Below are 24,535 nucleotides of genomic sequence, written 5' to 3'. Positions count from 1 at the left end.
AACGACACGGTTCCCGATAGCGGGAGGGCTGACGTCGAGGTATGGGCAAATATCGTGGGCGACTGGCGGCGCTGATGGCGTCGGTCGTCGTATTGGCAGGTGCGGTGGCGTCCGCGCCGATGGGTTCGGCCGCCCCGGCCGCCGAGGGGCTCGATGCCCAATTCGTGGCAACCCATACCGGGCCCCAGCAGTACCCCAACGTTTTCATCGAGTGGGACGTCCCCATCACGATGAGCGACGGCACGGTATTGAAAGCCAACGTCTATCACCCCGCCGGTGCCGACGGTCAGCCCATCGCCGAACCCACGCCGACGATCGTCAATATGACGCCCTACACCAAGCTGGTGTCCAACATCGCGGACTCGGCGCTCGCGGTGCCCGGCCTGTCGGATCTGCTGATGCCGGTCCTGCAGAACCTCGACTTCTCGCCGTTCGGCTTCAGCAGCCTCAGCGACATGATGAAGGCGCTGCCCGGCGGCGCCGCGCGCACCTTCGGTGTCGACCGCAATCTGATCCGCGGTGGATACACCCAGGTGGTCGTCGACGTGCGTGGCACCGGGTTCTCGCAGGGCACCTGGCAGGTGTTCGGTGAACGCGAGCAGCTCGACGGTGTCGAGGTGGTGGACTGGGCGGCGAAACAGCGCTGGTCCGACGGCAAGATCGGGATGAGCGGCATCTCCTATTCGGGGATCAACCAGCTACACACCGCTCAGAGCCAGCCCGAGGCACTGAAAGCGATCTTCCCGGTGGTGCCCGGTAGCGACCTGATCCGCGATGTCGCCGCTCCCGGTGGCGCGCTCGGCGTCGGCTTCATCCCGGCCTGGCTGCTCGCGGTCGACGGCGCCAAATTGCTGCCCGACATGGTGTCGATCCTCGCGGGCAAGTTCGACTGGGTATGGCTGGCCGACCGGGTGCGCGACCCGTTCACCTTCTTCAATGTGCTCATCGCCGCCTTGACCACCCCGACCGTCGAGCAGATCCCGCCGGAGATGTCGGCGATCCTCGACGACGATTCGGCGCTGCGCACCGCGTGGGTCGGCCAGCCGGAGAAGGTTCAGGTGCCCGCGTTCCTCTACGGCGGGTGGCACGACATCTTCACCTACTCGACCCCGCGCATCTACAACGCGCTCGATGTGCCTGCCGAGCAGAAGAAGCTCATCATGGGCAACGTGTACCACGTGACCGTGAGCTCGGGGCTCGGTCAGCCGGGTGCGCCCGCGCCGCTCGAGGCATTGCAGCGCGCGTGGTTCGACAAGTGGCTCAAGGGCATCGACAACGGCATCGACCGGTACGACCCGGTGACGCTGTGGCAGCAGGGCAGCGAGCAGTGGACCACCGATGTGGCGTTCCCGCGTCCCGGCATGGAATACCGCCGGATGTATCTGGACGCCGCGTCGTCGGGAACCGCGCCCGGTGCGCGTCACGACGGCAGCCTTGTCACCGCTCCCGGTGGGGCTCAGCGTCTTTCGGTGGATCCGAGTTTGTCGACGATATGTTCGCGTGATGCCGCGCAGGGCACCGCCGGACTCGTTCCGCTGCCGGATGTGTGTGCCAAGGATGCCCGGATCAGCGAGGGCGCCGCGCTCACCTTCACCACCGCGCCGGTCGACAAGCCGACACGGATCTCCGGGGCGATCGCCGCGCACCTGAACACGGTGCTCGACACCACCGACGGGTACTGGACCGTGACCGTCAATGATGTGGCGCCGGACGGACGTTCGACGGTCTGGTCGCAGGGTCAGCTGATGGCGTCGCTGCGCGCGATCGACGAGGCGAAATCCACCCGTTCGCCCAACGGCGACTACACCGACCCGTACCCCATCCTCACGCTGGACACCCGTCAGCCGACGGTGCCGGGTGAGCCGACGACCATCGAGATCGGCATCCGCGCCACCGACGGTGTGCTGCTACCGGGGCACCGCCTGCGTGTCGACGTGTTCGCGGGCAACTTCCCCAGCGCGATCCCGCTGCGGCCGTTGCTGAACGAGAGCGGTCTGCGGACCCAGCACCTCGAGCTCGACCCGGCGCGGCCGAGCTGGATCAATGTGCCGATGGATGTCGATCCCGGCTGGTGATCAGGCCCGCTCGAACAGGTGGGTCAGGTCGTCGACGAACTCGGCGTAGGCGTGGGTGCGGTCGGTCGCCCGCAGCACCGAGGACGGGTGCACCGTCGCGCCGACCCGGAAATGTTCGAGTTCGACCGTGCGGCCACGCAATTCGGTGACCTTGGCCTTCGGGCCGAGTACCGATTGCGTGGCGATGGCGCCGAGGCAGATCACGAGCTCCGGTGCGATGAGGTCCAATTCGCGGGTGAGCCAGGGTGCGCAGGCGACGATCTCGGTGCGGCGGGGCTGCTGATGGATGCGGCGTTTGCCGCGTTGCTCGAAGCGGAAGTGCTTCACCGCGTTCGTGAGGTAGAGCGTTTTCCGGTCGACCCCGATGTCGTCGAGCGCGCGGTCGAGCAGTCGTCCGGCCGGGCCGACGAACGGGTGGCCGTCGAGGTCTTCCTCGTTGCCGGGTTGTTCACCGATCAGGACGGTGCTTGCGTGCGGTGCGCCCTCGCCGAATACCGTCTGGGTGGCGTCGCGATACAGGTCGCAACCGTGGCAGGCGTCGGCGGCGGCCGCGAGGGTGGCCAGGTCGTCGGTGCTCGGCACGTACTCGGCCGCACCGGGGTATTTGGTCGTGGTCATGAGGCGGCTCGCTGGGTGGACAGGTCCGGCACGCGGGTCACCTCGGCGCCCGCGCCCTCGGCCAGGTGGGCGAAGGTGACGGCGTCGCGCACGGCCGCCCCGCCGGGGTCGTTGTTGAAGTAGACGTAGCAGTCGGCGTCGGCCGGAAAAGTGTCGAGCAGGCGGTGCACCCAACCGTTCAACGCCTGCCTGCCGTAGTGCGGCGGTGGGTTGGCGCGACCGGCGTGCAGGCGGAGGTACGCCCAATCGGTGGTGCGCCACAGCGGGGTCACCGGCCGGGAATCACGATCCGCCCAGGACAGCGCGGCTCCGCGTGCACACAGGACATCGCGGATCTCGTCGGTCCACCACGACTCGTGTCGGGGTTCCACCGCCACCCGCACCGAGGACGGGAAACAGCGCAGGCAATCGTCGAGCAGGCCCGCGTCGGCGCGCAGGGTGGGTGGCAGTTGCAACAGGATCGGACCGAGCCGGTCGCCGAGGCCCTCGGCTCGATCGAGCAGGCGCTGCACCGGTTCCTCCGGCTCGCGCAGTCGTTTGATGTGGGTGAGGAACCGGCTGGCCTTCACCGCGACAACGAAATCCGCGGGCGTGCGCTCGCGCCACGCGGCGAAGGTTTCCCGGCTCGGCAGCCGGTAGAAGGCGTTGTTGGACTCCACCGTCGCGAAGGCCTGCGCGAAATGCTCCAGCCAGCTTCGCATCGGCAGCCCCTGCGGATACAGCACACCGCGCCAATCACGGTATTGCCAGCCGGAGGTACCTATCCGCAGGGGCATCGCCGATTCAGCCCTCCGCGCGCAACAGCGGTTGCAGTTCGCTGCTGTAGAAATCGAGGAACGCGTCGACGTCCGGGCCCGCGTTCATCAGCACCACCCGGTCGAAGCCGGCGTCGGTGGCCTTGCGGACAGCCTCGACATAGCGTTTGGGGTCGTTGCCGCAGACCATCGCCTCGAGCATGTCGTCTACTCGCACAGTGGTCGACGCGGCGGCGAAGTTCACCGGATTCGGCAACTCGCTCATCACTTTCCAGCCGCCGGTCATCCACCGATTCGTCGACAGCGCGGCCTCGGCGGCCTTGCGCTCGTCGGGATCGAAGGCGACACCGACCTCCACGTAGCGTGGCCCCATGCCGCCGGAGTCCCGGTAGGTGCGCACCAGATCGGGATCGGGTTCGGTGGCGAACAGGCCGTCGCCGAGTTCGGCGGCGATCTCGGCCGCACGTGGACCACCCGCCGCGACAGCGATCTTCGGCGGTGTGTCCGGCAGATCGAAGATCCGCGCGTCCGACAGCGACAGGTATCGACCGTCGTAATTGCGATATCCGCCCCGCCACAGCAGGCGGATGATCTCGAGCGCCTCGCGCAACATCCGCTGCCGAACCAGCACCGGCGGGAATTCCTGGCCGACCACGTGCTCGTTGAGCCGCTCACCGGACCCGATCCCGAGGGTGAAGCGGCCGTTGGAGAGCAGCGCCGTGGTGGCGGCTGCCTGGGCGATGATCGCGGGGTGGTAGCGGATGATCGGGCAGGTCACGCCGGTCGCGAGCTCGAGGCTGTCAGTGCGCGCGGCGATCGCGCCGAGCACCGACCAGGCGAACGGTGAATGGCCCTGATTGTCCAGCCACGGGTGGAAATGGTCGCTGATCTCGACGAAATCGAAGCCGACGGACTCGGCCCGAACGGCCTGGCGGACGAGCTCGTTCGGGTCGAAGGCCTCGGCCGCCAATTTGAATCCGATCTGCATGGCGAACCTCTCCGGGGTCAGTGGCGTCCGAGGGCGTTGGCCAGTTCCTGCTTGTTCATCTTGGAGCGGCCGTCGATATTGCGTCGGCGGGCCTCTTCGTACAGTTCGTCGCGCGTCTTGCCGTTGCTCTTGGCCTGCTGGCCGCCGCGACGGGAGGTGCCACTGGACTTGCCGCCGGATTTCCCGCCGGACGACGACCCACCCGACTTGGTCTCGCCGTGCTGGGCGCGGGTCTTGTTCACGGTGCGGGCGGCGATCTCCTCCGCGCGGTCCTCGCTGCGGCCCCGCTCACGCTCGGATTTCTTGATGTCCTTGTACTGACGTTCGCGTTTGTCGCTCCACGCTTGCTGCGGCATGAGTCTGCACCTCCTGGGTGGTGGGCGTTCTGCCTGCGGCCTACCCGGTGGGTGCCTGAAGAAACATCATGGTGCGTCGCGCTTGACGTAGTGATGGCGTCCACCGTTGGTGGGCGCCATCGCGGTTCTGGCCTTCAGATCAGACGAAGAAGTTCCAGATCAAATCGGCGATTGCCTGAAAGAAATCGATAAACATAGGTGTTCACCTCCTTCGTGAAATCTAGCCAGCTACCGGCCAGCGGTTGCAGGGGTCTTCGCAGTGTTGCGGCTGGTAGTGCGGCAGAAGCCTGGCTTCTATTCGCATATATCGAGGATACCCAGATAGCCGTTAGCAATAACTCAGCGATCGATTCTTCTCGCATCGATACACGAATGAAGGATTTTGGTGTTACGTTGAGTACGAGATAGTTGTACGATCAGGACCGACCCGCGAGGCGCACCGTCGCGCCCCGGGCGCACAACGATCGTGCGGTGATCGAGGAGTACCGATGAAGTTACTTCGCTGGAGCGCCACCCGACCGGACATCGATCCGGGAGCGGTCGCGCTGCACGCGCGCAATGTCACCTTCGACTGGTCCGGCGTCCCCCTGCAATGGATGCCCGCCGAACCCATTGCGGGACATCTGATCTGCGCTCTGAACATGCTGCTGCCCGAGGGTGAGCGCATGTTCATCGCCACCTACCGCGAGGCGCTGGCCTACGTCGAGGACGAGAAGCTGCGCGAGGACATGCTCGGCTTCATCGGCCAGGAATCCATGCACGCGGAAACCCACGCCAAGGTGCTCGTCGACATGCTCGCCGCCAACGGCGTCGACACCGCGCCGTACGAGCGGCAGATGGAATACCTGTTCCGGGTGACGCTCGGCAAGCGCGGCGAGGGTCGCGCGGGCAAGCAGATGCTGGTGGAACGGCTGGCGTTCATCGCCTGTCTCGAGCACTTCTTCGCCTGGCTCGGCAACTGGGTGCTCAATGCCGACCTGGAGAAGTTCGGCGCCGACCCACGCATGGCCGATCTGTTCCGCTGGCACGGCGCCGAGGAGGTCGAGCACCGCAGCGTCGCCCATGATGTCGCCGAGTACTTCGGTGTCGGCTACCTGCGCCGCGGCGCGACGATGACGCTGGTGTTCCCCATCTTCCTCGCGCTGCTCCTGCGCGGCACGCGGTTCCTCGTGCATCAGGATCCCCGGCTGCCGGACCACGGGTATCCGAGGCTGCTCGCCGGTGTGTTCGGCGCGATGTGGCGTGGCGCGATCCCCGGTGTGCCGTCGCTGCTGGTGAGCGCGCTGTCGACCTTCCAGCCGGGGTACAACCCGGAAAATGTCGGGTCGACCGCCCAGGCGCTGGCCTACCTCGCCGCCTCGCCCGGCGCACGCGCGGCCGCGTCATGACCGTCCGCGACATCCCCGGTGATCTGTACGGCAAGCATCGACACGACCCGGGAATGCGGGTGATCGACACGATCGCCACCTTCCGGCTGCGGTGGAGCGCACTGGTGAACCGTCGCGATCCGCGCTCGCGCGTCGCCGACCACCGGCTGCCGGTGGTGGTCACCGAACGCCGGATCGAGGCGCACGACCAGGACGTGGTGAGCCTGTGCCTCGAGTCGCCCGAGGGGCGGGTGCTGCCGCGCTGGCGCCCCGGCGCCCATCTGGATCTCGAGCTGCCCTCGGGCCGGTTACGGCAGTACTCGCTGTGCGGTGATCCCGCCGACGCGCGCGCCTACCGGATCGCGGTGCGCCGCATTCCCGAAGGCGGGGGCGGCTCGGTGGAGGTGCACGACGAACTGCCGGTGGGCAGCACGCTGATGGTGCGTGGACCACGCAACGCTTTCCCCTTCGTGGTGCCCGGGCACGGTTCGCCCGCACGGCGTCTGCATTTCGTGGCCGGCGGTATCGGCATCACCCCGATCCTGCCGATGGCCCGGCTCGCCCACCGTCTCGGCGTGGAGTGGACCATGGTCTACAGCGGGCGCAGCCGGGCGACGATCCCGTTCCTCGATGAGCTCGAGGCCTTCGGCCCGCACGTGATCGTGCGCACCGACGACGAACACGGCCTGCCGGGCGCCGCCGATCTGCTGCCCGGCGTCGGACCCGGCACCGCGATCTACGCGTGCGGTCCCACCCCGATGACCTCGGCCGTCGTCGGTGCGGTGCGCGAGATGCCGCAGGTGGAACTGCATTACGAGCGGTTCTCGCCGCCGCCGATCGTCGACGGCGAACCGTTCGAGATCGAACTGGCCTCCACCGGCGAAGTCCTCACCGTCCCCGCCGATCGAACGGTGCTCGACACCATCCTGACCGTCCGCCCCGATCAGCCGTACTCGTGCAGGCAGGGCTTCTGCCGCACCTGCGTGGTCCGCGTGCGCGGCGGCGAACCCGACCATCGTGAGAGCGTGCTCTCCGAGACCGACCACGCCGCAGGCGACATGCTCGCCTGCGTATCCCGTTCCCGCGGTGAGCGTTTGGTGCTCGACCTGTGAGCCCGGTTGCGCGACCCACCCACACGAGGAGTCCGAAAGTATGACTATCGACCCGGCCAACGAGCGCGTCGTGCGCAATGGCGCCTTCGATATCGCGGTGTTCGAATACGGTGACCCCGCCGCCGAGACCCTGGTGCTGGTCCACGGCTGGCCCGACACCCATCACCTGTGGGACAAGGTGATTCCACTGCTCGCCGACCGCTTCCACGTGGTCGCCTACGACACGAGAGGCCACGGCGCCTCCACGCGAACCCAGCGCACCGCCGACTTCCGGCTCGACGAGCTCGCCCGCGACTTCTACGCGGTGATCGACGCGGTGAGCCCCGACCGTCCTGTGCACGTCCTCGCCCACGACTGGGGTTCGGTGCAGGTCTGGGAGGCGGTGTGCGAACCGCAGGCCGCCGAGCGGGTCGCCTCGTTCACCTCCGTGTCGGGCCCCAATCTCGATCATCTGGCCGCCTGGGTGCGTGATCGGCTCTCGCGCCCCACCCCGCGCAATGTGTGGCAGCCGCTGACCCAGCTGGCGTCCTCGGCGTACACGTTCTTCTTCATGACACCGGGCCTCCCGCGCGTGACGTTCAACGCGATCGGGACCGAAAAGCTGTGGCAGCGTGTGGTTTCCATCATGAACGACACGCCTGCCGCGAACGTGAAGCTCGGCCCGACCTTCCGTCGCGACATGGTCGACGGCCTGCTCATCTACCGCGCCAATATCGTGCAGCGCATGCTCGAACCGCGTGAGCGCCGCACCCGGGTTCCGGTGCAGCTCATCGTCGCGGGCCGCGATGTCGCGGTGCGCCCGGCCGGCTACGACGACTCACGCAAGTGGACGGACCGGCTGTGGCGGCGTGATGTGCCCGCCGGGCACTGGATGCCGTTCTCCCATCCCGAACTGCTGGCCACCGCGACCACCGAACTGATCGACGCGCTCGGCGGAGCCGGGGTCTCGCGCGGGCTGGCGCGGGCCGAAGTGGGCCGCACCCGGCGGGAATTCGACGATCACCTCGTGGTCGTCACCGGTGCTGGCAGTGGTATCGGCCGCGAGACCGCTCTCGCTTTCGCCCGCCTCGGCGCCGAGGTGGTGTTGTCCGACATCGACGAGCTCGCCGCCAAACGCACCGCCGAACTGGTCGCCGCGGAAGGTGGTGTCGCGCATGCCTATCCGCTGGACGTGTCCGACCAGGACGCGGTGCGAGCACATGCCGACACGGTGATCGCGGCGCACGGTGTGCCCGACGTTCTGATCAACAACGCCGGTGTCGGACAGGCGGGCGGATTCCTTGACACCCCCGCCGAGGAGTTCGACCGGGTGCTGCGGATCAACCTCGGCGGCGTGGTGAACGGTTGCCGCGCCTTCGGGTCGGCCATGGCCGAACGCGGACTCGGCGGGCACATCGTGAACCTGTCGAGCATGGCCGCCTACAGCCCGCAACGCGATATGAGCGCGTACGCGACGAGTAAGTCGGCGGTGTTCATGTTCTCCGACTGCCTGCGCGCGGAACTGGCCGATCGCGGAATCTCCGTGTCCACCGTCTGCCCCGGCATCGTGCACACCAATATCGTTGCCACCACCCGTATCTCGGGTGTCTCGGCCGAGGTGGAAGCCGCCACCCAGCGCAAGTTCGACAAGCTCTACGAACGGCGCGGCTACACCCCGGACAAGGTGGCCGACCAGATCGTGCGTGCCGTGCGCGAGCGCCGCGACATCGTGCCGGTGACCCCGGAATCGTGGCTGCAGTACCGGGTGAACCGGATCGCCCCCGGCGCGGTGCGTTTCGCTGCGCGCCGGATGAAACTGGTCAGGTAGGGCTCACGCCCGGTGCAGTTGCCGCTCCACGGCGGCGACGTGCCGGGCGTCCACACCCCACGGGTTCTCCACACCGACCTGCCGGTCCAGGTCCCACAGCACGCACGGCTCGCCCGGTGCCGCGACCATCGACCACGCGACCACCGTTCGCCCGAGTTGTTCGAGCATCGGTCCGGCGTCGGTCGGTGTGTCCGCGGCGACGCCGTCGGGGAAGTGGTGCAGGAACCGGCCGTAGGCCCGATCGCAGAACCGGGCGTAGAGCTGGGTGCACAGGATGAAACCGTGCCAGGCCTCGTCGACCGCGTGCGAGGGCATACCGATCACCTGATCGTCGCGCAGCGCGGCACCACAGCACCGTAACCATTGGCGCAGACCGGTTTCCACCAAATCGCGCGGCTGCCAAGGGCAGGTCTTGAAGATCGCGTCGGGGAAATCGAGGTCGGCGACGGTGCGATCGACCGTCGCCAGATCGACCGGTCGCCGACGAAGTCCGGGGATCGTGATGGCCATGCTTCACTGTAAGGCCCCTGGGCGTAGGGCTGCCGGGAACATTCCGGCGGGTTAGCCTGCAGGTATGACCGTCCTGATCGTCCTGTTCTTCCTCGCCGCCGGCATCGGGCTGATGGTGACGACGGTGGTCGTGCTCGTGCGGAAGCTGAGCCCGCCCCGGATCGACCCCCACGACCCACGCTGGGTCGCGGGTGCGGCCGGTGCGACGGGGTTCTTCGATGGGGGACCTGGTCAGACGTGGACGAACAGTGGGTCGGGGTGTTCGGCCGGCTGGCCTGGGGATGTGGATTCCGGTGGGAGCGGCTGCGGCGGTGGGGGAAGTAGCAGCGGCGGAAGCAGTAGCAGCTGCGGCGGTGGGAGTAGTAGCAGTTGTGGCGGTGGGAGCAGCAGTAGTTGTGGCGGCGGAAGTTAGTGCCGGTCCGAGCGCCGGCTGTCCGGTGCGGGTCGACAGTGCGATATGTGACAGCGGTCTCAGCGCCTTGACCTGAACTCCGCTTCAGGTTCGAAGCTTGTGGTGTCCCGGTGAACACCACAAGGAGTCACGATGCGAGCAGTGCAGGTCAAGGAATTCGGCGGAGTCGATGTGCTCGAGGTGCGCGAATTGTCCGCGCCGCAGCCCGGTCCGGGTGAGGTGCTCATCGATGTCGACGTGGCCGACGTGATGTTCCTCGATACCCGGCTGCGGGCGGGCTGGGGACAAGACTTCTTCCCGCTGAGCCTGCCGTACATTCCCGGCGGCGCGATCGGCGGTGTGGTGCGTGCGGTCGGCGCGGAGGTCGATACCGCGTGGGTCGGCAAGCGCGTCGTCACTCAGACGGCGGCCAGCGGCATCGGCGGCGGCCTGCCCATCGGCGGGTACGCCGAGCAGGCGCTCGCACGGGCGGCCACGCTGGTGGAGATCGTCGACGGGCTCAGCACCGTGCAGGCGGTCGCGCTGGCCCACGACGGCCGCACCTCGCTGGCGGTCTTCGATCATGCTGGGGTGCAACGGGATTCATGGGTTCTCATCACGGCCGCGGCCGGTGGACTCGGCACGCTGCTCACCCAGTTGTCCGTCGCGGCCGGTGCGAAAGTCGTCGCGGCCGCCCGTGGAACCGAAAAGCTGGCTCTCGCACAGCGACTGGGCGCCACCGCTGTTGTCGACTATTCCTCCGACGGTTGGGCGGAGCGGGTTCGCGAGATCACCGGCGGGGGAGCGGCGGTGATCTTCGACGGTGCGGGTGGCGACATCGGTGGTCGCGCGCTTTCCGCCACCGCCGACGGCGGCTTGTTCCTCGGATACGGCTCGGCCGCAGGCGACTTCGCCAACGGCGACACGGCGGCGGCGAGTGTGCGTCACGTCACGATTCGCGGCCTGTTCGACATCGTCGGCGGCGAAATCGACTGGCAGTCCATCGCCCGCCGCGCACAGTCGGCGGTGGCCGCCGGTGAGCTGGAAGTGGTAGTTGGCCAGGCATTTCCGCTCGAGGAGGTGCGCCGGGCACACGCCGTGATCGAGGACCGTTCCGCCCTCGGACGTACCGTATTGACGATCGGCGCGACAGTGTAACTTACCCTGCGGCACAACGGAATACACGTTAAGTTCAATATGTGCAGGGAATAATTGTCGCCGGGGTGACAGTCGCGGTCTTGTTGTTGGTAATCGGAGTCATCAAACTCGCCAGCAGCCCAGGGGGAAGTGTCAAGCAGCGCGACCGCGTGGACCGCGCACGCACCGAACGGGAGAAGGCGAACCGGTCCTGACCGGACCGGTCCGCCACCCCCGCACGAGTGGTCAATCTCGCAACCCACCGGGTACCATGCGACTCGCCCGCGGAGACCGCGGTCAGGGGCGGTAGCTCAGTCGGTTAGAGCCGCGGACTCATAATCCGCTGGTCGTGGGTTCGAGCCCCACCCGCCCCACTTTAAGCCCCTGAACAGTGGTTATGCTGCCTGGAAAACCTGTTTCGCGCTGACCGTGCCTGCTGGGATCTGCACGGTCAGCCCTCATCGAATATCGTTCGCGCATGTTTCTCCTGCGGCGAGTCGCGTATGTCAGAGCGGCCGTTCAGCAAGCGCCATGGCATTCCGTCGCTCTCGGGCTGGTGAGTTGGATCGTCGTAGTCGGGGCGCCGGCGGTGTTCGTCGGGATCGTGTTGACGATCGAATCCGGTGTCTCCGCAAAGGGATTCGTTATCACCCTATGGGTGGTGCTCGTGGTGGTCGTCTTGCTTGTCGCGGGCGGGCTATGGGCGTGGCGGCTCAGCGGGCTCGTCGACAAGGAAGTCAGGGGGCGCTACCACGGGCTGCGGGAGGTCGGGTCCGAGCGGCTGCTGGTGCGCCGACCGGTACGGCAGGACGCGGTTGCGCTCGCCGCCACGATCGATGCGGAGATGATCGCCGGCAATGGGTGGACCGAACGGGAGGCTCGGACAATGGTGAAGGCCGTCCGGTCGGGGTACCCGGTTCCCGGGCTGCTCGTCTTCGAGGCGCGGTCGGACGGGGCCCTCGTCGGTGGCGCGACGGTGCATCCGGGTGCCACAGACCCGTCGTCGCGAGCACTGGGCTGGTGGATCGGACCACGGCACCGGCGCGCGGGCTACGCGAGCGAAGCGGTGGCCGCGCTGGTCGAGGCGATCCACGACGCCGGTTTCGCAACCGTCGAGATCGGTACCTCCGAGTCGAATCTCGCGGTGCGGCGAATCTGCGACAAGATCGGCGCGACGGAAAAGGACCGGCGAGCACAACGGTTGCCGAACGGATCGCTCGTCCCGTCGATCTGGTACGAGCACCGACAGGTGGCAACGGACGAGCCGTCTGTGTCACCCGCCGGATGACACACCCTCGTTCGTGACGGGATCAACGCCGTCGACAGCACGCGTCAGACGTTGCGCCGCCTCGCCGGGATCATGCACCCCCAACGCCTGGTTGACGATCAGCCAGTCCGCGATGTCCTCACCCGAGACGTACTTGCGGAAGCAGTTGTAGATGGCGTAGTAAGCGAACTCGACCGGATCGGGGAAGGCCAAATCGTCGTCTTGCAGCGCGGCAATGGGCTCGAGGTAGCGGTCGCCGATATTCGCGAGGTCCACACCGGCCCGAGCCGCCTCGAGGGCATCGATCGGAAGCTCGACGTCGACGTGGTGGCACATCCCGACCACCGAGTCGCGATAGCGAAGCGCGGCAGGGTTTCCCCGAACATAATCGGTCCACGTCGTGAGGACATCGGCACACAGCGACAGATGAACCTGTCGCCGGTGAGCGGCCCCTAGCCGGAGGAAGCGTTCATTCGGGGTCATAATTCACCGTCGCCAGCAGCTCTCGCCACCGCGCCATCACCAGTTCGGTGTAGTGATCCGCCGCGATCCGATAGGCGCCGAGGGCATAGCCGTCGTTGACTTCGACAAGTGCGGTGTCCCCGTTCGTGAGCACGCCGAAGTCGACGGCGTAGGCGCATGGTCCGGAACCGGCGTATTGCAGGTATGCGACGGTGAAATCCACCCTGCGCCTCCCGATCTCGAGGTCGAATACTCATCCTACGTACGCTCGCTGACCTCGTCCGCGGTTGACGGGTTTGGCCTAGGGTGTGGGGCATCGGGTGCGAGATGAGGGGCGTGCGATGGCTGCTGTGCTGGTGAAGGGGCAGAACCTGGGGCTGGCGGCGGGGGAGGTGGTGCTGTCGGTGCGTGGCGGTGTGGCGGCGGATCTGTCGGCGCTGCTGGTCACCGAGGTGGGCAAGGTTCGAACGGATGCCGACTTCGTGTTCTTCAATCAACCCCGGGCCCAAGGGGTCCGTTTGGACGGTGCGGCGCTCCACGTCACGCCGGACCAGGTGCCGGGTGAGATCGCGCAGATCCGGGCGGTGATCACCGCCGACGGGCAGACCTTCGGAAGCGGACCGGCGCCGGTCGCGGTCGTCGCCGATGCCGCGGGAAACACCGTGTGCGAGTACCTGATCGAGGGCTTGGATCGAGAGACCGTGGTGATCGCGCTCGAACTGTATCGCCGGGGCGAGCAGTGGAAGGTGCGCGCGGTCGGGCAGGGGTATGCCGGCGGGTTCGCCGATCTGGTCACCGATCACGGGGTGAGTGTCGACGACGAACCGGAAGTCGTCGCGGCACCGAGGACGGTGCCCGGCGAGCACGCGCTGTCGTTCGACAAGCGGCAGCAGCTGGACATGCGCAAGCAGGAAGTCGCCAAGATCCTCATCGACAAGAGCGCGTTCGGAACGCGGGCGCGGGTCGTGCTGGTGATCGACAAGACCGGCAGCATGCAGAAGATGTACCGCGCCGGAACCGTGCACCGGGTGGTCGAGCGCATGATCCCGGTCGCCACCCAGCTCGACGACGACGGCACCCTCGAGGCCTACCTCTACGCCCTGTCCTACGCGAAACTCCCGGACATCACCGTGGCCGACGCCGAGCGTTGGACGCAGACCTATCTGCACCTGAACGGCACCCACGACGGTATCGACTACGGCAGCCTCGGCGGACGCAACGACGAACTGCCGATCATGCGCGCGGTGATCGACACCCTGCACGGCAGTACCCGGCCCACGCTCGTCCTGTTCTTCACCGACGGCGGATTCGCCAAGAAGCGCGAGATCGCCGCGCTCATGCGCGAGGCCGCCCACCTGCCCGCGTTCTGGCAGTTCATCGGGCTCGGCCCCGCCAACTTCGGTGTGCTGCGCACCCTGGACGAACTCGACGGCCGGGTGGTCGACAACGCGGGCTTCTTCGCCGTCCCCGACATCGACCAGCTCGACGACGCCGAACTCTACCGACGCCTGCTCAGCGAGTTCCCCGACTGGCTGCGCGCCGCCCGAGCGGCCGGAATCGTCCGGTAGCGGGGCTATTCCGCGGCGACGGGAATGTCTTCCGAGGCTCGTGCGATGACGTCGTCGAGGACATCCCTGGAGCGGATCAGGTCGGCGATCGTGCGGTCGATCCTGGCTCGTTCGGTGCAGAGTTCATCGATCAGTTCGGGCGTGGCGTTCTCGTTGGCCCGGCCGTCGGCGTCGCGGATGCAGCACAGGATCTGGCCGATCTTCTTGCTGGACAGTCCGGCCGCGTACAGCTCCTGGATGTGGATCACCCGGTCCACGGCGAGATCGGGGTAGTCACGGTGGCCGCCCGGAGTACGGGCAGAGGCAAGCAAACCCTGCTCCTCGTAGTAGCGAAGTGACCGTTCGCTGACGCCGGTCCGCGCCGCGAGTTCCCCGATTCGCATGCGCCACCAGGCCTTTCACGCATCGACTTGAATCTCACACCAATGTCAAGTTTTACCGTACCCGCATGACGAAGAACGCAGTACCCAGCCTTTTCGATGCGGCCGTTGTCGGTGCTCTCCAACTCCCCAACCGGCTCGTGATGGCGCCGATGACGCGCAACCGGGCGGCCGAGGACGGCAGCCCGACCGAACTGATGGCGACCTACTACGCCCAGCGCGCGGAGGCCGGTCTGATCATCGCCGAGGCGGCCGGTCCCAACCAGGTGGGCATCACCTTCGCGGGCATCCCCGGCATCTACACCGATGCCCACATCGCGGGCTGGCGCGGGATCACCGAGGCGATCCACGCGGCGGGCGGGCGGACCTTCCTGCAGGTGCAGCACGGTGGTCGCGTCGGGCATCCGGACAACAGCGGTGCCGTCCCGGTCGCCCCTTCACCGGTGCGGCTGTCGACGCCGATCCGCACCGCGGCAGGCTCGAAGGACGCGGTGATTCCCCGGGAGCTGAGCATCGACGAGATCCACGGCACCGTCCAGGATTTCGCACAGGCGGCCCGCAACGCGATCGCGGCCGGATTCGACGGCGTGGAGGTGCACAGCGCCAACGGCATGCTGCTGCACCAGTTCCTGTCCGACAACACCAACCAGCGCACCGACGAATACGGCGGCACCGTCGACAACCGCATCCGGTTCACCGTCGAGGTGGTCGAGGCCGTGGCCGCGGCGATCGGACCGGAGCGAGTCGGGGTGCGCATCGCGCCCGGCGTCGGCGCCAACGACATCGTCGAATCCGACACCGAGGAGCTGTACTCAGCGCTGGTCGCCGCACTCGGCGGTCGCGGCCTGGCCTATTTGCACGTGGTGTTCGCCGACCCGGGGACCCCGGTGTTCGAGCGGATCCGGGCGGGCTGGGACGGCGTGCTGATCGCCAACCCGGTGCTCGGCTGGGGTTCGCCGTTGCCCGCCGACGGTGGCAGGTCCGCGGCCGAGGAACTGCTCGCCGCGGGCGCCGACCTGGTCTCGCTCGGCCGGTCCTTCCTGGCCAATCCCGACCTCGTCGCCAGGTTGCGCGACGGCGCGCCGATCAACCAGTTCCGTGAGGACTACTTCTACGGTGGCGATGCGACCGGCTACACCGACTACCCGGTCCTCGAATCCGTGGCGTGACCGGGCGGATGCCCCGGCGGCGAATCGCCACCGGGGCATGGGGCCGTGTGAGCTGGAGAAACTCGGTTGTCAGCGGATCGGCAACTCGTTAGCGTGGCTACGTTTTGTGTTCGACTACCGAGAGGAATGCGATGGAACCCATCACCGAACGCGAGATCAGAGCGTCGTTCGTCAACTGTTCGAAAGGCGACGCCAAACGTCTCAATGTTCCCCGTGACCTGGCCGAACGTCCGTGGGAAGATCTCGACTTCCTCGGCTGGACCGACCCCTCCTACGCGGGGCGCTGCTACATCGCCGTGCCGCGCGACGGCAAGCTGGTGAGCATCGCGCTGCGCCACGAGACGGGTGGTTCGGGCAAGACGCAGATGTGTGCGCTGTGCCTCACCAGCCACACCGGCGGCGGGGTCTCGCTGATGACGGCGAACAAGGCCGGGGAATCGGGGCGGCGCGGGAACACGATCGGCAGCTACATGTGCACCGATCTCGCGTGCTCGCTGTACGCCCGTAACAAGAAGAAGCCCTCGATGGGCAGCCGATACCGCGAGGATCTGACCGTGGAGCAGAAGGCCGAGCGCGTGGTGGAGAACCTCTACGCGTTCGTCGACAAGCTCTACACCTAGCGAACCCGCCCGGCTGACAGAAAGGAGGTTGCTGCCATGTGCCGACACAGTAGAGCCCAGCTGAAGCGACCCGGGTCCTGTTGAACCACAACAGAACCCGGGTCGGGAGTCCTTGCCGGTCGAGGCGGCCCGGTTCATCCGGACCGGCCCGAGCGGGCAGGAATCAGATCATGGCGTTCATGATGGTGCCGCCGCTGGTGGCGACCACGCCGCCGATCATCGCGCCCGCGACCATCCGCGGCGACTGCATCGCACCGCCGGTCCACTTCTCCCAGGCGAACTTGCCACCCGCGTAGGTGATGGCGATGATGCCCGACAGCAGCACGAACCACGTGAAGTAACGCACCATCTGCAAGAGCTTCTCCGACAGCGGCGGCGCCTCGGGTGTCGGATTGCCGATCTGGGCCAAGGTATCGGTGAAGACCAAGGTATCGGCGACAGCGGCCAGAATCATGTTTGCTCACTCGGTAACTCGGGGGAACGGCGATGAACTGCTGTGGCCGATGGTATCCCGTCCGGCGCGGCGTCGCAGCCACCCCCTCGACAGAACCGATCGGTTTTGTTGGTGCGCTGGGGGTTCGCGGCCGTATCCTGGAACTCGTCCGAATACGGCAGCGCTGGAACGTAGTTCGCTATACGCGGAAAAGGGGAGCAGGCTATGAGCATCATTCTGACGTCGATGGCCGACACCGTCACGACGTTTGCGCAGGTCGGCAACCCTACGCCGGAGGCGCCGCCGCTCTCGGACAAGATCATGCAGATGGTCCAGTACCTCACCTGGTTCATGATTCTGTCGGGCATTCTGGCCATCACCGTGGCGGGCGGAAAGTTTGCCTGGGAGAAGTGGAACGGCAGCTCCATGGAGTCGCCCAAGATGATCGCGGGCGCCATGATCGGCGGTGTGGTCGCCACCAGCGGTGGCACCATCATGAACGCGGTTCTCGGCAGCTAGATCCGCGCGCCCTTGGCGCGGTTGCAGGCCCGGCACAGGATCTGCAGGTTCGACGCGCTCGTCGCGCCGCCCCGGCTGAGCGGGATGATGTGGTCGAACTCCAGGTAGTGTCGGTCGCCGCATTCCACGCACGCGCCACCGTCGCGCTGCCATACCAGGGCCTTCACGTCCTGGGGAATGCTGCGGCTGTCGCGCTGGCCGGGTGTGAGGACCAGGCGTTTGGCCACGCGCAGCGCGCCTTCGAGCGCCGCCGCCACATAGTCCGGGTCGGCCACACCGAAGGTCGCGCCGCCGCGCGCGGAGGTCGCGGCCACCACGACGGTGCCGTGTTCGGGGTGCACCGAAACCACCCGGGACCAGGGCAGTTCGACGCCGGTGCCGTCGCCGACGAAGCGCAGCTTCTTGGAGCTGCCGATCAGCCTGCCCTCGGAGTGGCGTGGTCCGCGTGCGAGCATCCGGATGTGCACGGCGGGCAGGTCGAGGTGGACGCGTTCGTCCGGGTCCAGGTGCAGGCCGCGGGTGTCGACGGCAGGCAGCTCGCCTGCGCGCAGTCGTGACAGGGTGCGGCCCCGGTGCATTCGCCTGCGCAGATCGTCGACGATGGGGCCGCCCAGCTCGAGCTCGCCGACGACGTGCTCGAACGCGTCGAGTTCATCGGCGAACACCTCACCGTCGGCGAACGCGAACGCGACCATCCGCTCCACCTGGGTGAGGCCGTCCTCGCGCAGAAACGCTCTGCCCTGTTCCTCGTCGATGCGCTGAAACCGCAGCGACGCCCACACCTGCGTCCACTCTGGTGATCGGGTGCCGGGGCCGGTGAGAACTCGCACGGCTCGGTTGCGCCAGTGGGTGAGGAACTCGTCGATCTCGGCCGCACAGGCCTTGCACGGAGCGTGACCGCCGAACAGCTTGCGGCGCAAGGTATTACCGCAGCGTGCGCAGTGGCCTCGGGTCGGCGGGAGGAATGGGCGAACGCTCGATGTCCATTCGTCGCCGTCCCACCAGCGCAGGCGGTCGGGTGCGTCCGGGTCGGGATGCCAGTCGGCCAGGTCGGGGTCTGCCGGTGGTGGCGGCGGGGTATCGATGACACGGCGGGTCAGGGCGGGCGCGCCGGACGGCTCGGCACCGGTCCGGCCCGTGCGCGGTTCGTCGGCCCTGCCCACGGCGGCCGGTTCGTCGACCGTGACACCGAATTCGACGGCCAGCCCCCGCAGCCCGCCTGCCCAGCCCTGGCCGATCGCGCGGAAACGCCAGCCACCGTCGCGCCGGTAGAACTCGCCGAACATCATCGCCTGCACGTCCTCGATGCTGTCGACGGCGAAGCGGGCGACCGGTCCGTCGGCGGCGTGCACGGTGAGGGTGAGGTCGTCGAGACGGTCGAAGGTGGTGTCGTCCACCGATGCCGTGACGACGATGCGGGCGATGTCGGCCTCGGTGCGGGGCAGGGAGATGCTCAGCCGAGCCGTACCCGGTTCGGGTTCCTGGTCGAGGGTGACGGCCTGCGAAGCGTGGCGAGGAGCGTTGAAGAAGACGAAATCGCGGTCGGTGCGGACCAGCCCGGATTCGGTGACCAGGAGTGCGTGGGCGTCGACAGCCTGCGCCCCCCGCCATGAAACAACCACGGCGAGAAGCGATGTCGGTACCGGCGAATTCGCGCCCTTGCGTAGTTCCATGGTCCTCGCATGATGCCACGGAGGTCCGACACGGTTTGCCGGAGCGCCACCCCGCCCACCTCGGTCGGTGTGAGCCATCTCGCAGGACCGGGCCTGGTTTTCGCCATCCTCGGAGGTTTAGCGTTGGGGTCCGCTCGCTACCGAAATCCGTTGTGATATAGGGATATTCGGCGCAAAGCGGACATTTTTCGGGCCGCCGCGTTCGGTGCCGACGGCCGAGCTGACGAGGAGCTGGTCGGTATGTCGAATGGTCATCTACTCACCCGGCGGGCAGCGCTGGCCGCGCTCGCTCTGCTCGCGGTGGCGGGGTGCGGAGGGTCGGGGCAGGCGGCGCACAGCGACGTGCACTGGGATTACGACGCGGAAGGGCCCGACCACTGGGCCGATCTGGACAGCCGGTTCGTGACCTGCCGCAGTGGGCACGCGCAGTCGCCGATCGATCTGCCCGCCCATACGGAACTGCATCCCGACGAGCACATCGAGATCGAGTACCGGCCGATGCCCTCGGTGGAGGTGGTGAACAACGGGCACACGATCCAGGCGAATGTGGCGCCCGGCTCGGGTAACCGCATCGTCGTCGACGGGAGCGCGTTCGAGTTGACCCAGTTCCATTTCCATCTGCCGAGCGAGCACACCGTCGACGGGGCGGAAGCGGCGATGGAGCTGCACTTCGTGCACGCGGACCGGGCAGGCAGGCTCGCGGTACTCGCCGTGCTGTTGCGCGCGCAGCCGGACTCGGCGCCGCTGGGGGCGGTACTCGCGGCGGCACCGGATCGGGTGGGTGCCACCAGGACGGTGACGAGCATCGATCCGCGCGCGTATCTGCCGACCGGGTTCGCCCAGTTCCGCTACGAGGGATCGCTCACCACGCCGCCCTGCACCGAAGGGGTGCGCTGGATCGTGCTGCGCGAACCCGCGCCGGTCGCGATCGCCGACGTGGAGCACTATCGCGCGCTGTTCCCACACACCAACCGCCCGGTGCAACCGCGATTCGGTCGACCGGTCGTGCTGGCCGGACAGAACTGACGGACACGGCGGCTCCTCCCTGCGCACGAGCCCGCCGTGGGGCACAGTGGAGGCATGACGAACCCGAAGAAGCGGGGGCGCACGCCGCAACCACCACCGGTGCCGCCGCAGGCGCGCAGGGTGCCGGGCGCCGATCTGCTGTCGGCCGCGCAGGCGGCGGTCGGCGCGGCACAGTCGGCGGCGGGGCAGGCCATCGACGCGGCGCAGCAGACGGCCGGTTACGCCTTCGACGCGGCGGTCCGGCTGCCACCGGCCTCGGCGCAACTCGCCGCGCAGCTGCCGGATCTGGTGGAGAACCTGTCGATCGCGGTCGACCGGCTCAACAGCACCATCGACCGCCTCGACCGCACGCTCGCCCTCGCCGACCCGGTATTCGCCACCTACGACCGGTTGCTGCCCCGCCTCGAGGCGATGATCTCGCTGGGTGAGGACCTGTTCGGCGCCCTCGCGAAACTGCCGGGCGTGGGTCTGATCGGCCGCTTCACCGGGCGCGGCGGCGAGGAACCACCACCGGAACCGGAGAAGCGCCGACGTCGCTAGCGGGCCCGGAAGGTCGCCGCGGCCTTGAGGACCATCTCGGCGTACTCGTCCTCGGCGTCGGAATCGAGCACGATCGCCCCGCCGGCGCCGATGGTCCACTCGTCGTCGTGGCGCACGGCGGTGCGGATGACGATATTGAGGTCGGCGGTCCCGCCGAGCCCGAGGAAGCCGATGGTGCCCGAATAGATCCCGCGAGCCCGGGTTTCCAGCTCGTCGAGGATTTCCATGGTGCGCAGTTTCGGCGCCCCGGTCATCGACCCACCCGGGAAACAGGCGCGCACGCAGTCGACCACACCCGCCCCCGGACGCAGGGTGCCGCGGACAGTCGACACCAATTGGTGCAGGGTGGAATAGGTTTCGGTGACCATGAGCGCGGGCACGTGCACCGAACCGACCTCGCACACGCGCCCGAGATCGTTGCGCAACAGGTCGACGATCATCAGGTTCTCGGCGCGCGTCTTCGGATCGGCGGCCAGCGCGTCACGCAACCGCGCGTCCTCGGCGGGTGTCCGGCCACGCGGTGCGGTGCCCTTGATCGGCTTGCTCTCCACCACCCGGTCCCGGTCGACCTTGAGGAACCGCTCCGGCGACGAGCACGCCACCTCGAGACCGTCGAACCGCAGGTAGGCGGCGTAGGGCGCGGGGTTGCAGCGGCGCAGGCGGCGGTAGAAGGCCAGGCCGTCGTCCTCGCCCGCCGCGACCACCACCGCGTCGGTCAGGCAGATCTCGTACGACTCGCCCGCGTGCAGCCGCTCCTGGCACACCGCGATATCGGCCAGATAGCGGTCGCGGCCGCGCACGAGATGCGCCTGGACCGCGTCGGGATCGGCACGCACACGCAGGTCGACGGGGTTCTTCCAGGTCGGCAGGTCGGCGAGGGCGGACTCGGTGGTACCGAGCCAATCCGCACCGGCCGCTTCGCTACCCGGATCGGTGAGAGCGAGCAGATGGGTTCGGCCCGCCACGTGGTCGACCACGACCAACCGATCGGCGAAAATCCACTGCGCGTCCGGGGTGGGGGAGCGGTGCACGGCCCGCGCCCCGCAGTCGGCCTTCACCTCGTAGCCGAGATAACCGACATAACCGCCCGCGAAATCGAAAGGCAGCAGCGGTGTTTCGCAGTGCCTGGCACGCAGCTCGCGGTCCAGGTAGTCGAGTACGGTGCCCGCGACGGTTCGGGTGCCGGCGCCATCCGTCACCGTGACGGCGCCGTCGCCGACCCGGTACCCGACGATCTCGGCGTGTGGTCCCGCCGCGTCGCCGAGGAAGGAGAACCGGTCCAGACCCGGTTCGACGTGTTCGCTGTCGAGCCAGAACGCGGTCGCCGAGTCGCGGTAGCAGCGCAGGAAGATCGCCTCGGTATCGATCGCTCGTTCGATCACGTTGTGCCGCAGCACGAACCGTCTCGTCGGCGGATCCGACGGCACCTCGGGGCCGCGCACGACGACCGGCGCGGCCACCGGGGTCCGAGCCTTGGTGAGATCGGCGAAATTGCGCAACAGCGCGGCCCCGAACTCGCTCGACACCGACTCCGGATGGAACTGCACACCCCACTGCGGTCGCTCGCGGTGCCGCACACCCATCACCACACCGTCGCCCGTCGTCGCCGTCACCTCGAGCACGTCGGGCAGCGGTCGCAGCGCGGCCAGTGAGTGGTAGCGCACCACCGTGAAGTCCTGCGGCAACCCGGCGAACAGGTCCCGGTCGTCGTGGGCGACCCGGTCGAGGTACCCGTGCCGTGCCTCGGGTGCGCGACCGACCTGTCCACCCGCCCCGATCACGATGCCCTGATGTCCGAGGCACACCCCGAGCAGGGGCAGCTCGGCCTGCTCGAGCACCGCCGTCGAAATCCCCATGTCCCTGGCCCGATCGGGACGGCCCGGTCCCGGCGAGATCACGACATTGTCGAATCGGTCGAGGCCCAGTTCGCCCACGCTGCCCACCTCGTCGTTGCGCACGACGACGGGCTCGCTCCCGTTGACCTCACTGATGAGCTGGTAGAGGTTGTAGGTGAACGAGTCGTAGTTATCGATCAACAGCGTGCGCATCGTGGCCAAAACCCTACGCCGGGCGCGGTTCGGGGCAGAATGTGCGCCATGGCTGTTTCGCAACCGGATCTCGTGGCGCTCGGACATTGGATGGACGAGCAGGGCTTACCCGGCGACACGATCGGGGAGGTCAGCCCGATCGGCGGCGGCACCCAGAACATCATGATCCGCTTCACCCGGGGCGGCCGCGAATACGTTCTGCGCCGTGGACCCGAACACCTGCGGGCCAAGAGCAACGAGGTGATCGCCCGCGAATCCCGCCTGCTCACCGCGCTGGACGGCACCGAGATCCGCGCCCCACGGGTGATCGCCGCGTGCACCGACCCCTCGGTCCTCGGCGCGGTCTTCTACCTGATGGACCCCATCCGCGGCTTCAATCCGCAGACCGAACTGCCCGACCTGCATGCGAACGACCCGGAGATCCGCAGGCGGATGGGGCTGTCGGCGGTCGAGGCCATCGCGCGCCTCGGCACTGTCGACTACCTGGCGCTCGGCCTCGCCGACTACGGCCGCCCCGAGGGCTTCCTCGAACGTCAGGTGCCGCGCTGGCTGCGCGAACTCGACACCTACGCCGCCAACGAGGGCTACCCGGGCCCACAGATCCCCGACGTGGAGCGGATCGGTGACTGGCTCGACCGCAACCGTCCCGCCGACCCGTCGCCGGGCATTATGCACGGCGACTGCCACCTGGCCAACATGATGTTCGATTACGACGGCCCCGAGGTGGCGGCCATGGTCGACTGGGAGATGTCGACCATCGGCGACCCCCTGCTCGACCTCGGCTGGCAACTGGCCACCCGCCCCGAACCGGGCACCGTCGGCGCCGGGCTGATGGGCACCCTCGGTACCGTCGGCGGCCTGCCGACACCCGAGGAGATGATCCGGCACTACGCCGAATTCTCCGCCCGCGACCTGCGCGCCGTCACCTGGTACGAGGTGCTGGCCTGCTTCAAACTCGGCATCGTGCTCGAAGGCACCCATGCCAGGGCCTTCGCGGGCAAGGCGCCCAAACAGGTGGGCGACTTCCTGCACGCGGTGACCCTCGAACTCTTCGAGAAGGCGCGCAAGCTCATCGATTGATGCCCGGATCTCGACGATCATTGGCTGGATATCAATGGACGTCAAGATTGCGACGCCATAGCCTTGGCGGCATGATCGTGCCTGATACCAAGGACTGGACCTGGGTCCTCGAAAAGCCCTGCGCCGAGTGTGGATACGACGCCGCGTCGATCGCGTTCGAACAGGTGCCCGACCGGACGCGGGCCGCTGCCGCACACATCGCCGCGGCGCTGGACCGCGACGACGCGCGCGTGCGGCCCGACGCGCAGACCTGGTCGGTCCTCGAATACGCCGCCCACGTGCGCGATGTCTGCCGGATCTTCGACACCCGGCTCGCGCTGATGCTGGACGGTGACGGCGCGACGGCGCCGCGATTCGCGAACTGGGATCAGGACGCCACGGCCGTCGCCGACCGCTACAACGAGCAGGACCCGGCGGCGGTCGCGCAAGAGCTGTCCGCCGCTGCCGAACAGGTGGCCGCCGCCTTCGCCGCCGCACCCTCGGATCGGCTCGACTGGCGCGGTGCCCGCAGCGACGGATCGCTGTTCACGGTGGCCTCGCTGGGTCGATACTTCCTGCACGACCTCGAGCACCACGTCCACGACGTGCGCGGATAGAGAAATCTTCACCAGATTTCTAGAACGTGTTCCAGAAT

25 protein-coding genes and 1 tRNA gene are annotated in these 24,535 nt (G+C 67.8%); 15 read left to right on the top strand and 11 right to left on the bottom strand.

What is annotated here, in order from left to right; all coding sequences use genetic code 11:
• The first annotated feature begins 41 nt into the window (after nt 1-41).
• A complete protein-coding gene (locus AB0I19_RS25395) occupies nt 42-2,075 on the top strand; it encodes a CocE/NonD family hydrolase (protein ID WP_357151746.1) in 2,034 nt (677 codons plus the stop codon).
• Here AB0I19_RS25395 and AB0I19_RS25390 read toward each other — a convergent pair whose 3' ends face one another.
• The 4 genes from AB0I19_RS25390 to AB0I19_RS25375 are packed head-to-tail and all read right to left on the bottom strand — an operon-like array spanning nt 2,076 to nt 4,792.
• A complete protein-coding gene (locus tag AB0I19_RS25390; RefSeq protein WP_357151744.1) occupies nt 2,076-2,693 on the bottom strand; it encodes a UdgX family uracil-DNA binding protein in 618 nt (205 codons plus the stop codon).
• Nucleotides 2,690-3,469, bottom strand: a complete 780-nt coding sequence (locus AB0I19_RS25385; RefSeq protein ID WP_357151741.1) for a DUF72 domain-containing protein — start codon at nt 3,467-3,469, stop codon at nt 2,690-2,692. Before AB0I19_RS25385 ends, AB0I19_RS25390 begins: the two co-directional genes overlap by 4 nt.
• A 7-nt stretch (nt 3,470-3,476) precedes the next feature.
• Nucleotides 3,477-4,436 carry a TIGR03557 family F420-dependent LLM class oxidoreductase gene (locus tag AB0I19_RS25380; RefSeq protein ID WP_357151739.1) on the bottom strand — a complete coding sequence of 320 codons (960 nt, stop codon included), beginning with the start codon at nt 4,434-4,436 and terminating at the stop codon, nt 3,477-3,479.
• A 17-nt stretch (nt 4,437-4,453) separates the two neighbouring features.
• Nucleotides 4,454-4,792: a plasmid stabilization protein gene (locus AB0I19_RS25375; protein ID WP_357151736.1), complete on the bottom strand. Its 339-nt coding sequence runs from the start codon at nt 4,790-4,792 to the stop codon at nt 4,454-4,456.
• 488 nt (nt 4,793-5,280) lie between these two features.
• On the opposite strand from AB0I19_RS25375, the gene AB0I19_RS25370 reads away from it, so the two are divergent.
• Genes AB0I19_RS25370 through AB0I19_RS25360 form a run of 3 tightly spaced genes read left to right on the top strand, consistent with a single transcriptional unit; the run spans nt 5,281 to nt 9,078 of the window.
• On the top strand, nt 5,281-6,180 hold the full coding sequence (locus AB0I19_RS25370) for a metal-dependent hydrolase (protein WP_357151733.1): 900 nt from the start codon (nt 5,281-5,283) through the stop codon (nt 6,178-6,180).
• Nucleotides 6,177-7,271: a PDR/VanB family oxidoreductase gene (locus AB0I19_RS25365; protein ID WP_357151730.1), complete on the top strand. Its 1,095-nt coding sequence runs from the start codon at nt 6,177-6,179 to the stop codon at nt 7,269-7,271. Before AB0I19_RS25370 ends, AB0I19_RS25365 begins: the two co-directional genes overlap by 4 nt.
• Nucleotides 7,272-7,311: 40 nt before the next feature.
• Complete coding sequence (locus AB0I19_RS25360) at nt 7,312-9,078, top strand: SDR family oxidoreductase (protein ID WP_357151728.1); 1,767 nt, start codon at nt 7,312-7,314, stop codon at nt 9,076-9,078.
• A gap of 3 nt (nt 9,079-9,081) precedes the next feature.
• Here the strand turns inward: AB0I19_RS25360 and AB0I19_RS25355 are convergent, their stop codons facing one another.
• Nucleotides 9,082-9,588, bottom strand: coding sequence for a hypothetical protein (locus AB0I19_RS25355; RefSeq protein ID WP_067487148.1), 507 nt, complete (start codon nt 9,586-9,588; stop codon nt 9,082-9,084).
• A gap of 544 nt (nt 9,589-10,132) precedes the next feature.
• Between AB0I19_RS25355 and AB0I19_RS25350 the strand changes: the two genes are divergently transcribed.
• The 3 genes from AB0I19_RS25350 to AB0I19_RS25340 all read left to right on the top strand — a co-directional run bounded on the left by AB0I19_RS25350 (nt 10,133) and on the right by AB0I19_RS25340 (nt 12,404).
• Nucleotides 10,133-11,137 carry a zinc-binding dehydrogenase gene (locus AB0I19_RS25350; RefSeq protein WP_357151726.1) on the top strand — a complete coding sequence of 335 codons (1,005 nt, stop codon included), beginning with the start codon at nt 10,133-10,135 and terminating at the stop codon, nt 11,135-11,137.
• A gap of 279 nt (nt 11,138-11,416) precedes the next feature.
• Nucleotides 11,417-11,490: transfer RNA gene (locus AB0I19_RS25345), tRNA-Ile, on the top strand.
• A gap of 293 nt (nt 11,491-11,783) precedes the next feature.
• Complete coding sequence (locus tag AB0I19_RS25340) at nt 11,784-12,404, top strand: GNAT family N-acetyltransferase (protein ID WP_357151724.1); 621 nt, start codon at nt 11,784-11,786, stop codon at nt 12,402-12,404.
• Here the strand turns inward: AB0I19_RS25340 and AB0I19_RS25335 are convergent.
• Together AB0I19_RS25335 and AB0I19_RS25330 are read right to left on the bottom strand one after the other, a co-directional pair.
• Nucleotides 12,390-12,866, bottom strand: a complete 477-nt coding sequence (locus AB0I19_RS25335) for a hypothetical protein (protein WP_357151722.1) — start codon at nt 12,864-12,866, stop codon at nt 12,390-12,392. The genes AB0I19_RS25340 and AB0I19_RS25335 overlap by 15 nt on opposite strands.
• Nucleotides 12,853-13,068 carry an ATP-grasp domain-containing protein gene (locus tag AB0I19_RS25330; protein ID WP_357151720.1) on the bottom strand — a complete coding sequence of 72 codons (216 nt, stop codon included), beginning with the start codon at nt 13,066-13,068 and terminating at the stop codon, nt 12,853-12,855. The genes AB0I19_RS25335 and AB0I19_RS25330 overlap by 14 nt, the downstream gene beginning before the upstream one ends.
• Before the next feature lie 118 nt (nt 13,069-13,186).
• On the opposite strand from AB0I19_RS25330, the gene AB0I19_RS25325 reads away from it, so the two are divergent.
• The gene (locus AB0I19_RS25325; RefSeq protein ID WP_357151718.1) at nt 13,187-14,413 is read left to right on the top strand and encodes a VWA domain-containing protein; all 1,227 of its coding nucleotides are present in this window, start codon (nt 13,187-13,189) and stop codon (nt 14,411-14,413) included.
• A 5-nt stretch (nt 14,414-14,418) separates the two neighbouring features.
• Here the strand turns inward: AB0I19_RS25325 and AB0I19_RS25320 are convergent, their stop codons facing one another.
• Nucleotides 14,419-14,796: a MerR family transcriptional regulator gene (locus AB0I19_RS25320; RefSeq protein WP_357151716.1), complete on the bottom strand. Its 378-nt coding sequence runs from the start codon at nt 14,794-14,796 to the stop codon at nt 14,419-14,421.
• A 65-nt stretch (nt 14,797-14,861) separates the two neighbouring features.
• Here AB0I19_RS25320 and AB0I19_RS25315 point away from each other — a divergent pair, with 65 nt between their 5' ends.
• Both AB0I19_RS25315 and AB0I19_RS25310 read left to right on the top strand, forming a co-directional pair.
• A complete protein-coding gene (locus tag AB0I19_RS25315; RefSeq protein WP_357151714.1) occupies nt 14,862-15,962 on the top strand; it encodes an alkene reductase in 1,101 nt (366 codons plus the stop codon).
• A gap of 131 nt (nt 15,963-16,093) precedes the next feature.
• Nucleotides 16,094-16,582: an FBP domain-containing protein gene (locus AB0I19_RS25310; RefSeq protein ID WP_067487172.1), complete on the top strand. Its 489-nt coding sequence runs from the start codon at nt 16,094-16,096 to the stop codon at nt 16,580-16,582.
• Nucleotides 16,583-16,745: 163 nt separating this feature from the next.
• Here AB0I19_RS25310 and AB0I19_RS25305 read toward each other — a convergent pair whose 3' ends face one another.
• Entirely contained in the window at nt 16,746-17,036 is a 291-nt protein-coding gene (locus AB0I19_RS25305; protein ID WP_067487175.1) for a hypothetical protein, read from the bottom strand.
• A gap of 204 nt (nt 17,037-17,240) precedes the next feature.
• On the opposite strand from AB0I19_RS25305, the gene AB0I19_RS25300 reads away from it, so the two are divergent.
• Complete coding sequence (locus AB0I19_RS25300; protein ID WP_067487178.1) at nt 17,241-17,534, top strand: hypothetical protein; 294 nt, start codon at nt 17,241-17,243, stop codon at nt 17,532-17,534.
• Here AB0I19_RS25300 and AB0I19_RS25295 read toward each other — a convergent pair.
• A complete protein-coding gene (locus tag AB0I19_RS25295) occupies nt 17,531-19,207 on the bottom strand; it encodes a TerD family protein (protein WP_357151712.1) in 1,677 nt (558 codons plus the stop codon). The genes AB0I19_RS25300 and AB0I19_RS25295 overlap by 4 nt on opposite strands.
• A 240-nt stretch (nt 19,208-19,447) precedes the next feature.
• Here AB0I19_RS25295 and AB0I19_RS25290 point away from each other — a divergent pair, with 240 nt between their 5' ends.
• Both AB0I19_RS25290 and AB0I19_RS25285 read left to right on the top strand, forming a co-directional pair.
• Entirely contained in the window at nt 19,448-20,233 is a 786-nt protein-coding gene (locus AB0I19_RS25290) for a carbonic anhydrase family protein (protein WP_357151710.1), read from the top strand.
• A gap of 54 nt (nt 20,234-20,287) precedes the next feature.
• Nucleotides 20,288-20,773 carry a hypothetical protein gene (locus tag AB0I19_RS25285; RefSeq protein ID WP_181698009.1) on the top strand — a complete coding sequence of 162 codons (486 nt, stop codon included), beginning with the start codon at nt 20,288-20,290 and terminating at the stop codon, nt 20,771-20,773.
• On the opposite strand, the gene pabB is transcribed toward AB0I19_RS25285, so the two are convergent.
• Nucleotides 20,770-22,821, bottom strand: a complete 2,052-nt coding sequence (gene pabB / locus AB0I19_RS25280; protein ID WP_357151708.1) for an aminodeoxychorismate synthase component I — start codon at nt 22,819-22,821, stop codon at nt 20,770-20,772. The genes AB0I19_RS25285 and pabB overlap by 4 nt on opposite strands.
• Before the next feature lie 39 nt (nt 22,822-22,860).
• On the opposite strand from pabB, the gene AB0I19_RS25275 reads away from it, so the two are divergent.
• Entirely contained in the window at nt 22,861-23,901 is a 1,041-nt protein-coding gene (locus tag AB0I19_RS25275) for a phosphotransferase family protein (protein WP_357151706.1), read from the top strand.
• Between the two features lie 71 nt (nt 23,902-23,972).
• A complete protein-coding gene (locus AB0I19_RS25270) occupies nt 23,973-24,497 on the top strand; it encodes a DinB family protein (protein ID WP_357151704.1) in 525 nt (174 codons plus the stop codon).
• Nucleotides 24,498-24,535 lie beyond the last annotated feature (38 nt).

The organism is Nocardia sp. NPDC050413 (assembly GCF_040655475.1).
Taxonomy (GTDB): Bacteria; Actinomycetota; Actinomycetes; order Mycobacteriales; family Mycobacteriaceae; genus Nocardia; species Nocardia coubleae.
Note: the sequence above shows the minus strand (reverse complement) of the source record. Positions and strands in the feature narration are given on the sequence as shown.

Excerpts from the sequence above, each read along its gene's own strand:
- AB0I19_RS25395 (WP_357151746.1), top strand. The coding sequence starts at position 42 with ATGGGCAAATATCGTGGGCGACTGGCGGCGCTGATGGCGTCGGTCGTC.
- AB0I19_RS25390 (WP_357151744.1), bottom strand. The coding sequence starts at position 2,693 with ATGACCACGACCAAATACCCCGGTGCGGCCGAGTACGTGCCGAGCACC.
- AB0I19_RS25385 (WP_357151741.1), bottom strand. The coding sequence starts at position 3,469 with ATGCCCCTGCGGATAGGTACCTCCGGCTGGCAATACCGTGATTGGCGC.
- AB0I19_RS25380 (WP_357151739.1), bottom strand. The coding sequence starts at position 4,436 with ATGCAGATCGGATTCAAATTGGCGGCCGAGGCCTTCGACCCGAACGAG.
- AB0I19_RS25375 (WP_357151736.1), bottom strand. The coding sequence starts at position 4,792 with ATGCCGCAGCAAGCGTGGAGCGACAAACGCGAACGTCAGTACAAGGAC.
- AB0I19_RS25370 (WP_357151733.1), top strand. The coding sequence starts at position 5,281 with ATGAAGTTACTTCGCTGGAGCGCCACCCGACCGGACATCGATCCGGGA.
- AB0I19_RS25365 (WP_357151730.1), top strand. The coding sequence starts at position 6,177 with ATGACCGTCCGCGACATCCCCGGTGATCTGTACGGCAAGCATCGACAC.
- AB0I19_RS25360 (WP_357151728.1), top strand. The coding sequence starts at position 7,312 with ATGACTATCGACCCGGCCAACGAGCGCGTCGTGCGCAATGGCGCCTTC.
- AB0I19_RS25355 (WP_067487148.1), bottom strand. The coding sequence starts at position 9,588 with ATGGCCATCACGATCCCCGGACTTCGTCGGCGACCGGTCGATCTGGCG.
- AB0I19_RS25350 (WP_357151726.1), top strand. The coding sequence starts at position 10,133 with ATGCGAGCAGTGCAGGTCAAGGAATTCGGCGGAGTCGATGTGCTCGAG.
- AB0I19_RS25335 (WP_357151722.1), bottom strand. The coding sequence starts at position 12,866 with ATGACCCCGAATGAACGCTTCCTCCGGCTAGGGGCCGCTCACCGGCGA.
- AB0I19_RS25325 (WP_357151718.1), top strand. The coding sequence starts at position 13,187 with ATGGCTGCTGTGCTGGTGAAGGGGCAGAACCTGGGGCTGGCGGCGGGG.
- AB0I19_RS25320 (WP_357151716.1), bottom strand. The coding sequence starts at position 14,796 with ATGCGAATCGGGGAACTCGCGGCGCGGACCGGCGTCAGCGAACGGTCA.
- AB0I19_RS25315 (WP_357151714.1), top strand. The coding sequence starts at position 14,862 with ATGACGAAGAACGCAGTACCCAGCCTTTTCGATGCGGCCGTTGTCGGT.
- AB0I19_RS25310 (WP_067487172.1), top strand. The coding sequence starts at position 16,094 with ATGGAACCCATCACCGAACGCGAGATCAGAGCGTCGTTCGTCAACTGT.
- AB0I19_RS25305 (WP_067487175.1), bottom strand. The coding sequence starts at position 17,036 with ATGATTCTGGCCGCTGTCGCCGATACCTTGGTCTTCACCGATACCTTG.
- AB0I19_RS25300 (WP_067487178.1), top strand. The coding sequence starts at position 17,241 with ATGAGCATCATTCTGACGTCGATGGCCGACACCGTCACGACGTTTGCG.
- AB0I19_RS25295 (WP_357151712.1), bottom strand. The coding sequence starts at position 19,207 with ATGGAACTACGCAAGGGCGCGAATTCGCCGGTACCGACATCGCTTCTC.
- AB0I19_RS25290 (WP_357151710.1), top strand. The coding sequence starts at position 19,448 with ATGTCGAATGGTCATCTACTCACCCGGCGGGCAGCGCTGGCCGCGCTC.
- AB0I19_RS25285 (WP_181698009.1), top strand. The coding sequence starts at position 20,288 with ATGACGAACCCGAAGAAGCGGGGGCGCACGCCGCAACCACCACCGGTG.
- pabB (WP_357151708.1), bottom strand. The coding sequence starts at position 22,821 with ATGCGCACGCTGTTGATCGATAACTACGACTCGTTCACCTACAACCTC.
- AB0I19_RS25275 (WP_357151706.1), top strand. The coding sequence starts at position 22,861 with ATGTGCGCCATGGCTGTTTCGCAACCGGATCTCGTGGCGCTCGGACAT.
- AB0I19_RS25270 (WP_357151704.1), top strand. The coding sequence starts at position 23,973 with ATGATCGTGCCTGATACCAAGGACTGGACCTGGGTCCTCGAAAAGCCC.